Here is a 9,060-nt window from a genome sequence, read left to right as displayed (position 1 = left end):
GCCAAAACCCACGCCGAGACCGGCGCCGAGACCCACGCCGAGACAAGGCACTGACATGGCAGCTGACCACCAGGACACCACCCAGGACACCCTGAGCACCGATGTCCTCGTGGTCGGAGCCGGCCCCGCCGGACTGATGCTCGCCTGCGAGCTCAGGCTCGGCGGCGCCGAGGTGCTCGTCCTCGACCAGCGCCCCGGCCCGACCACGGAATCGCGGGCCTCCACCCTGCACGCCCGCACCATGGAGATCCTCGCCGCCCGCGGGCTGCTGGCCGAGCTGGGCACCCCGCCGTGCGAGCCGCGCGGCCACTTCGGCGGCATCGGACTGGACCTCACCCTGCCCACCTCCCACCCCGGCCAGTGGAAGGTCCCGCAACAGCGCACGGAGGAACTCCTCCAGGACCGGGCCATCGCGCTCGGCGCGGACGTGCGCCGCCGCCACCAGCTGGTCGCGCTGGCCGACGGGCCGGACCGGGTGACCGCCGAGTGTCTCGGCCCCGCCGGGCCGGTCCGTATCACCGCCCGTTTCCTGGTCGGCTGCGACGGCGAGGACAGCACCGTACGGCGGCTCATCGGGGCCGACTTCCCGGGCCGGGACGCCGAGCGCGAGCTGTTGCGCGCGGATGTCTCCGGGGTCGACACCCCCGACCGCCGCTTCCAGCGCCTCGCCAACGGCCTGGCCATCGCCGCCACCCGCGGCGAGATCACCCGCGTGATGGTCCACGAGTTCGGCACGCCGGCCCGACGGCGGTCCGGCGCGCCGGAGTTCGCGGAGGTCGTGCACGCCTGGCAGCGGGTGACCGGTGAGGACATCAGCCACGGCGTACCACTGTGGATCAACGCGTTCGGGGACGCCAACCGCCAGCTCGCCCAGTACCGGCACGGCCGGATCCTGTTCGCGGGCGACGCCGCGCACCAGCAGATGCCCAGCGGCGGGCAGGCGCTCAACCTGGGCGTGCAGGACTCCTTCAATCTCGGCTGGAAGCTGGCCGCCGAGGTCCGGGGCGACGCTCCGGAGGGCCTGCTGGACAGCTACCACGCCGAACGCCACGCCGTCGGCGCCAAGGTCCTGGCCAACATCCGGGCCCAGACGCACCTGCTGCTCGGCGGCCCGGAGATCGAACCGGTGCGGGCGGTGCTCGGCGAACTGATCGCCTTGGAGGAGGTACGGACCCACCTGGCCGGGATGATCAGCGGTCTCTCCGTCCGCTACGACGTCCGCCACGACGTCCGCCACGACGCCGGGGGCAGCGACGGCCACCCGGACGACGGCCATCCGCTGCTCGGCCGTCGGCTGCCGCCCGCCGAGCTGATCCGTACCGGCGGCAGCGGTGGCCACAGCCCCGGCGACGGCGAGGTGACGACCGGTACGCCGGAGCTGCTGACCGCCGGCCGCGGACTGCTGCTCGACCTCGGCGCCGGCGCCGAACCGGCCGCCCGTCCTTGGGCGGACCGGGTCGACACCGTCACCGCCCGCCCCGCCCCCGGCAGCCCGCTGCGCGCCGGCGAGGCCCTGCTCGTGCGACCCGACGGCCATGTCGCCTGGGCCGGCCCGGCCACCGACGCGGACGGCCTGCGCACCGCGCTGCGCCGCTGGTTCGGAGAGCCCGACCGCACCCAGCCCCGTACGCCCGCCGCGCACCACTCCACCGAAACCGCCGCCGCCCGCTGAGGAAGCGGCAGGAACGAGGAAGGTACATCCATGGATGCCGACGTCACGGACGCGGACGTAATCATTGTCGGAGCCGGGCCGACCGGTCTGATGCTGGCCGGGGAGCTGCGGCTGGGCGGGGCGGACGTCATCGTCACCGAACGCCTCGAACGGCCCACGGGCCAGTCCCGGGGTCTCGGCTTCACCGCCCGCGCCCTGGAGTCCTTCGACCAGCGCGGCCTCGTGCCGCGCTTCGGCGGGCTCGAGACCAGCCCCATGGGCCACTTCGGCGGGGTGCAGTTCGACTACACCGTGCTGGAGGACGCCCACTTCGGTGCGCGCGGCATCCCGCAGTCCCGTACCGAGGCGGTCCTGGAGGAGTGGGCCCTCGAACTCGGCGCCGACATACGCCGGGGCTGGGAGTTCCTCGACCTCGCCCAGGACGAGGACGGGGTCACCGCCACCGTCGACACGCCCGACGGGGAGCGGCGGCTGCGCGCCCGCTACCTCGTGGGCACCGACGGCGGGCACAGCCTGGTCCGCCGGATCGCCGGTTTCTCCTTCCCCGGCACCGACGCCACCCGTGGCATGTACCTCGCCGACGTGGTCGGCTGCTCGATCCCGCCCCGCTTCCTCGGGGAGCGGGTGCCGGCCGGGATGGTGATGGCCGCGCCGCTCGCCGAGGGCGTGGACCGCATCATCGTCTGCGAGCACGGCGCGCCGCCCGCCGACCGCAGCCGGACGCCCGACTTCGCCGAGGTCGCGGCGGCCTGGCAGCGGCTGACCGGGGAGGACATCTCCGGCGGCGGCGCCGACTGGGTCAGCTCGTTCACCGACGCCACCCGCCAGGCGAGCGAGTACCGGCGCGGGCGGGTGCTGCTGGCCGGCGACGCCGCGCACATCCATCTGCCCGCGGGCGGACAGGGCCTGAGCACCGGGGTCCAGGACGCCGTCAACCTCGGCTGGAAGCTGGCCGCGGTGGTCGGGGGCTGGGCACCCGAGGGCCTCCTCGACACCTACCACGGCGAGCGGCACCCGGTCGGGGCGCGGCTGCTGTCCAACACCCTCGCCCAGGGCACGGTGTTCCTCGGCGGGGAGGAGTCGGAGCCGCTGCGGACGCTGTTCGCCGAGCTGATCGGACTCGACCCGGTGAAGCGGTACCTCGCCGGGGTGGTCAGCCACCTCGACGTCCGTTACGACATGGGCGACTACGCCACCGCCGACGGCGGCCACCCCCTGCTCGGGCGCCGCCTGCCGCCGCGCGTCCTGACGACGGCGGCCGGTCCGGTCGGGACCGCCGAACTGCTGCACTCCGCGCAGGGAGTCGTCCTCGACCTGGCCGACGACCCCGAGGTGCGGGAGGCGGCGGCCGGCTGGAAGGACCGGGTGACCACCGTCACCGGCGTTCCGCGTGACCCGGAGGTCTTCGCGGGCGCCACGGCCGTCCTGGTCCGCCCCGACGGCTATGTCGCCTGGGCGGGCACGGACCCCTCGGCCCTCGCCCCGGCCCTCCACCACTGGTTCGGCACCCCTGCCTGACCCCACCGCTCCGGCCACACGTCGTGCCGCCGGGCCGCCCGTGTCGCGGCGGCCGTTTCCACCAGGAGGAGAACACATGAGCCGCGCCTGCCAGTCCGCCCGCCACCGGGGCACGGCGTGAGCGCCCCCACCCTCGCGCCGGTCGTCGCGTCCGCGATGTCCCCGGGCGTCCGGCCGGTCACGCTGGACGCGGGGGCGTTCCGCCTCTCCGCGCTCATCGCCCAGCCGGAGGGCCCGCCCCGCGCGACCGTCGTCGCGGTGCACGGCGGCGGCATGCGCGCCGGCTACTTCGACGGCCAGGCCCATCCCGACGTCTCCCTCCTGACGCTGGGCGCCCGCCTCGGCTACACCGTCGTCGCCGTCGACCGACCCGGATACGGCCTGTCCGCCGCGCACCTGCCGAGCGGCCAGAAGCTGGCCGGGCAGTCCGCCGCCCTGCGGACCGCGCTCGCCGACCTCGCCGACCGGTATCCGACCGGTGCCGGGGTGTTCCTCGTCGCGCACTCCTTCGGCGGCAAGCTGGCCCTCACCTACGCCGCCGACCAGGCTTCCCCCGAGGGCGCCGGCGACCTGAACGCCGGCGACCGGAGCGGCGCCGCCGAGAACGGGCCGCCGCGCCTGCTGGGCCTGGACGTCTCCGGCTGCGGCCGGGTCTACGCCGTCGACCCCGGCGACCTGGGCGACCCCCACCGGCACGGCCAGTGGAAGCGGAACTGGGGAGCACTGCGCTACTACCCGCCGCAGACCTTCCGCGACGCCGCCGCCCTCGTCGCCCCCATGCCCGTACGGGAGCGGACGGAGGCGACGGCCTGGCCGGAGAGCTTCACCGCGGCCGCCGCCCGGGTCCCCGTCCCCGTCCGCCTCACCTTCGCCGAGCGCGAGCTGTGGTGGCGCCACGACGAGCAGGACCTGGCCGAGCTCGCCGGGCTGTTCACCGCGGCCCCCTTCGTCACCGTCGACCGGCAGCCGGAAGCCGGCCACAACATCAGCCTCGGCTGGGCCGCCCGCTCCTACCACCTGCGCGCCCTAGCCTTCCTGGAGGAGTGCCTGGCCCGGACGGCGGCCCCCGCCGGAACGGCCCCGTGAAGAAGACACGTACGCCGACGGGGGAGAGACGTACGCCGACGTTCCGGTCGCTCGGCGTACGCAACTTCCGTCTGTTCGCGGCCGGACAGCTGGTCTCGGTGGCGGGCACCTGGATGATGGTCGTCTCCCAGGACTGGCTGGTCCTGGAGCTGACCGGGGACTCCGCCACCGCGCTGGGCACCCTGACCGCGCTGCAGTTCACCCCGATGCTGCTGCTGACGCTCTACGGGGGCCGGCTCGCCGACCGGTACGACAAGAGGCTGCTGCTGACCCTGGCCAACGTGGTCTCCGGCGCCCTGGCCCTGGCGCTGGCCGTGCTGGTCCTGGCCGGCGCCGTGCAGCTGTGGCACCTGTACCTGTTCGCGCTCGGCCTCGGCACGGTCAACGCCTTCGAGGTTCCCGCCCGGATGGCGTTCGTCGGCGAGCTCGTCGGCCCCGAGCTGCTGCCCAACGCCTCCGCGCTCAGTGCCGCCTACTTCAACACCGCGCGGGTCGCCGGCCCCGCCCTGGCCGGGCTGCTCATCTCCGCGGCCGGCACCGGCCCGGTCATGGTCCTCAACGCGGCGAGCTACCTCGCCACCGTGACCGCGCTGCGGATGATCCGGCCGCGCGAGCTGATCCGCGCCGAGCCCGCCGGGCGCGCCTCCGGGGTGCGGGACGGACTGCGGTACGTCCGTACCCGCCCCGACCTCGTGGCGGTCCTGGGCCTGCTGGCGGTGGTCGGCCTGCTCGGCTTCAACTTCCAGCTCACCCTGCCGCTCCTGGCCAAGACCGTCCTGGAGGCGGACGCCACCGCCTTCGGCCTGCTCACCACCGCCTTCGCGGCCGGTTCGCTGCTGGCCGCCTTCGCCTCCACGGCCCGGCGGGGCCGGCCCACGGCCCGTACCGTCGCCGGTTCCGCGCTGGCTTTCGGCGTGGCGGAGACCGCCGCGGGCTGGTCGCCCGATCGCCCCACGGCGGCGGTGCTGCTCGCCCTGACCGGCTTCGCGAGCATCTACTTCGCGCAGGCCGCCAACCACCGTGTCCAGCTCGGCAGCGCCCCGCACTACCGCGGCCGGGTGCTGGCTCTCTACACGCTGATCCTGCAAGGACTCACCCCGCTGGGGGCCCTCCTCGTCGGCTGGCTGAGCGCCCGTCACGGCGCTCGCGCCGGCCTCTGGGTGGGCGGGACCGCGTCGGCGGTGGCGGGCCTGGCGGTCCTCCTGGGGCGCCCGCGCCGGCGTGGCCGCCCCGCGGAGGCCGTCCGTTCCCCGGCCGGTCCGAGCACCGCCGCACCTTCCCAGGCGGCCGGCCGGCCCTGACGCACGGCGGGACCGGTCCGCACCGCCGCATCCGACGAAAGGCACCGACATGACCGACGACACCAGGAACAGCACGATCGGACACCTGCCCGGCCTGGCCGACCTGCGCGCGATGAGCCCGGACGTGCGCACCGCCACCCTCGCCCACTGTCTGCGCCTGCACCTGGACGGGCTGCTCCATGTGCCGTCCGGCCACCGGACCAGCCCGCACGAGCCCCTGCGCACCCAGGGGCTCGACTGGCTCAACGCCCTCAACCTGAGCCACGGCATCCGCCGCGACCTGGGCGTCGAGCTGAGCGCGCAGACGCTCCTGGACGGCACCGTGGCCGAGCTCGCGGCGCTGCTGGACGCCCGCATGGCCTGGGCCGGGGCGCGGCCGGCGGCCGTGGCCGGCCTGCCCGACAGCGGCCGTGGGTGACCGCTGCCGCCCGTTCCGTACCGGCGCGCGCTGCCCGATCCGTACCAACGCGCGCCGCCCGATCCGTATCAACGCGCGTACCGACCCGCGTACCCGCCTTCGACCTCCGTACCGACCGTCCCGCCGAACCGGACAGGAGAACCGCATATGCCGCCCGCGATACCCGAGGCCACCCTCACCGCCCGCCTGAGCGAACTGGAGGTCCGCAAGGACGAAGCCCGCAACGGCCTGGACCCCGCCGCCACCGAACGACAGCACGCCAAGGGCAAGCTGACCGCCCACGAGCGGATCGAACTGCTCCTGGACAAGGGCAGCTTCTCCGAGGTGGAGGCGCTGCGCCGGCACCGTGCCACCGGCTTCGGCCTGGAGGCGAAGAAGCCCTACGGCGACGGTGTCGTCACCGGCTGGGGCACGGTCGAGGGCCGGACGGTCTTCGTCTACGCCCACGACTTCCGGGTCTTCGGCGGTGCGCTGGGCGAGGCCCACGCCGCCAAGATCCACAAGATCATGGACATGGCCATCGCGGCCGGTGCCCCGCTCGTCTCCCTGAACGACGGCGCGGGCGCCCGGATCCAGGAGGGTGTCTCCGCCCTCGCCGGCTACGGCGGCATCTTCCAGCGCAACACCAAGGCCTCCGGCGTCATCCCGCAGATCTCGGTGATGCTCGGCCCCTGCGCCGGCGGCGCGGCCTACAGCCCCGCCCTCACCGACTTCGTCTTCGCCGTGCGCGACATCTCCCAGATGTTCATCACGGGTCCGGACGTGGTGCGCGCGGTGACCGGCGAGGAGATCTCCCAGAACGGTCTGGGCGGCGCCGACGTGCACGCGGGGATCTCGGGCGTGGCGCACTTCGTCCATGACGACGAGGAGACCTGCCTGGCGGAGGTCCGCTATCTGATCTCCCTGCTGCCCTCCAACAACCGGGAGCTGCCGCCCACGGTGCTCACCGGGGACCCGGCCGACCGGCCAGGCGACGCGCTGCTCGACCTCGTGCCGGTGGACGGCAACCGTTCCTACGACATCCGAGGGGTCATCGAGGAGCTCGTCGACGACGGCGACTTCATGGAAGTGCACGCGGCCTGGGCGCAGAACATCGTCTGCGCGCTCGCCCGGATCGACGGGCACACCGTCGGCATCGTCGCCAACCAGCCGGCGTCGATGGCGGGCGTCCTCGACATCAAGGCGAGTGAGAAGGGCGCGCGGTTCGTGCAGTTCTGCGACGCCTTCAACATCCCGCTCGTCACGCTGGTGGACGTGCCGGGCTTCCTGCCCGGTGTCGAGCAGGAGCACGAGGGCATCATCAGGCGCGGCGCCAAGCTGCTGTACGCGTACTGCAACGCGACCGTCCCGCGCGTCTCGGTGGTGCTGCGCAAGGCGTACGGCGGCGCGTACATCGTCATGGACTCGCGGTCGATCGGCGCGGACATCGCGCTGGCCTGGCCCACGAACGAGATCGCCGTGATGGGCGCGGAGGGCGCCGCGAACGTGGTCTTCCGGCGCGAGATCGCCGCCGCCGACTGCCCCGACTCGATGCGCCAGGAGAAGATCGATCAGTACAAGCGGGAGCTCGTCCACCCGTACTACGCCGCCGAACGCGGCCTGCTCGACGACGTGATCGCCCCCCGCGACACCCGGGCCGTACTGGCCCGTTCGCTGGCGATGCTCGTCGCCAAACACGCCGATCTGCCGCGCCGCAAGCACGGCAACCCGCCCCAGTGAGCGAAGGAGCAGTCATGTGCGACGGACAGTGTGACGGACACGGCGAGCAGCTGGTACGGGTCGTCAAGGGCAACCCCTCCGCGGAGGAACTCGCCGCCCTGACCGCGGTCCTGATGTCGAGGGCGGCCGCGGCCTGCGTCCAGCCGGACGACACGGCCCGCAGGCAGCAGGCGGTCGCGCTGTGGCGGCGCCCCGACCGGGTCGCGGGCTTCGACGGCCCCCGCACCTGGCGCGCGGCGGCCCGGCCCGACAGCCGCGCCGCGTAAGGCCCGTCCAGCGCACGGCCGGCCGCACGCACTGCGCTCGGTCCGCGACAACCGGACAGCGATCGACACCACGAACGACACCACGAACGACACCACACCGAGGGGCCGGGGGATCTTCCCCCGGCCCCTCGGTGTCGCGTCGTGCTCGGTCCGTCGTGCTCGGTCCGTCGTGCCCGGTCCGTCGTGCTCAGGCCGCCCGCGTCGAGCGCCGGCGGTCCCGGTCCTCCACGTGGTCCCGCAGCACCGTGCGCAGACCCGGCTCGACCCCGGCGATCCGGTCGGCGGCCTCCCGGGCGTACAGCAGGGTGTCGGGCACCGCCCGCATCACCACGCGCCGGCGCCCGCTGCCCAGGATGGCCACCGCGGCCACATGGCTCTCGCAGAGCGGGAGGTTGCCGACGACCCAGCCGGCGGGACGCTCGCCCGCCCCGTACTCGCCGAGGTAGTCGAGATGCGCGCCCCGCGCGAGACCGGTGCCGATTCCCTTGAGATAGGCCTCCTTTCGAGTCCACAGCCGGCCGAACGCCACCGTCCGGTCGGGTACGGCCAGCCGTCCGAGCTCCTCCCGTTCCGCCGGGTGCAGCGCGGGCAGACAGGCCTCGGCGGTCTCGGCGGAGGGAAGGCGCTGGACATCGGCGCCCACCCGGGACTCCGCGACCGCCACCAGGGCCAGACCGTGGCTGTGGGAGAGCGAGAACTCCGGGGCGCCGGGTACCCCGCGCACCCGCGGCCGGCCGCTGCGGCCGCCCTCCCCGTCGTAGCGTTCGCCCCCGATGGAGAGCCGGTGCGGCGCGACACCGGTGTAGACGGCGAGCACGCGGCGCAGCCCCACGTGGGCGGCGGCGTACATCCGCTGGTCGTCGCGTTTGAGGTACGCCTCGGCCCGCCGTCTCTCGTGCTCGTCGAGCTCGCCGATGGGGACGTCACGAGGGGAGGCCGGCGGCGGCAGCAGCCACACGTCGAGCTCGTCCTCGCCGACGGACAGGACGTTCCCCACCCCCATCAGTGGTTTCTCCCGGCGCCGGTCTCGGCGTGGGTCTCGGCGTGGGTCTCGGCGTGGGTCTCGGCGTGGGTTTTGGC

Annotated in this window: 8 protein-coding genes; 7 read left to right on the top strand and 1 reads right to left on the bottom strand. The window is 74.3% G+C overall.

Annotated features, from left to right (window positions below):
* Positions 1 to 55: 55 nt before the first annotated feature.
* The 7 genes from J7E93_RS35345 to J7E93_RS35315 all read left to right on the top strand — a co-directional run bounded on the left by J7E93_RS35345 (position 56) and on the right by J7E93_RS35315 (position 7,980).
* On the top strand, positions 56 to 1,672 hold the full coding sequence (locus J7E93_RS35345; protein WP_215074134.1) for an FAD-dependent monooxygenase: 1,617 nt from the start codon (positions 56 to 58) through the stop codon (positions 1,670 to 1,672).
* A gap of 30 nt (positions 1,673 to 1,702) precedes the next feature.
* Positions 1,703 to 3,190 (top strand): FAD-dependent monooxygenase, encoded by a 1,488-nt coding sequence (locus J7E93_RS35340; protein WP_215074133.1) that lies wholly within the window; start codon positions 1,703 to 1,705, stop codon positions 3,188 to 3,190.
* Positions 3,191 to 3,346: 156 nt separating this feature from the next.
* Positions 3,347 to 4,276: an alpha/beta hydrolase gene (locus tag J7E93_RS35335; RefSeq protein WP_215074135.1), complete on the top strand. Its 930-nt coding sequence runs from the start codon at positions 3,347 to 3,349 to the stop codon at positions 4,274 to 4,276.
* Positions 4,273 to 5,577: an MFS transporter gene (locus tag J7E93_RS35330; RefSeq protein WP_215074132.1), complete on the top strand. Its 1,305-nt coding sequence runs from the start codon at positions 4,273 to 4,275 to the stop codon at positions 5,575 to 5,577. Before J7E93_RS35335 ends, J7E93_RS35330 begins: the two co-directional genes overlap by 4 nt.
* A gap of 49 nt (positions 5,578 to 5,626) precedes the next feature.
* Positions 5,627 to 5,995 (top strand): acyl carrier protein, encoded by a 369-nt coding sequence (locus J7E93_RS35325; RefSeq protein ID WP_215074131.1) that lies wholly within the window; start codon positions 5,627 to 5,629, stop codon positions 5,993 to 5,995.
* Positions 5,996 to 6,142: 147 nt separating this feature from the next.
* Positions 6,143 to 7,714, top strand: coding sequence for an acyl-CoA carboxylase subunit beta (locus J7E93_RS35320; RefSeq protein ID WP_215074130.1), 1,572 nt, complete (start codon positions 6,143 to 6,145; stop codon positions 7,712 to 7,714).
* Between the two features lie 14 nt (positions 7,715 to 7,728).
* A complete protein-coding gene (locus J7E93_RS35315; RefSeq protein ID WP_215074129.1) occupies positions 7,729 to 7,980 on the top strand; it encodes an acyl-CoA carboxylase subunit epsilon in 252 nt (83 codons plus the stop codon).
* A 187-nt stretch (positions 7,981 to 8,167) separates the two neighbouring features.
* Here the strand turns inward: J7E93_RS35315 and J7E93_RS35310 are convergent, their stop codons facing one another.
* Positions 8,168 to 8,983: a 4'-phosphopantetheinyl transferase superfamily protein gene (locus J7E93_RS35310; RefSeq protein WP_215074128.1), complete on the bottom strand. Its 816-nt coding sequence runs from the start codon at positions 8,981 to 8,983 to the stop codon at positions 8,168 to 8,170.
* Positions 8,984 to 9,060 lie beyond the last annotated feature (77 nt).

The organism is Streptomyces sp. ISL-36, from assembly GCF_018614205.1.
GTDB lineage: Bacteria > Actinomycetota > Actinomycetes > Streptomycetales > Streptomycetaceae > Streptomyces.
This window is presented reverse-complemented; position numbering and strand designations above follow the sequence as displayed.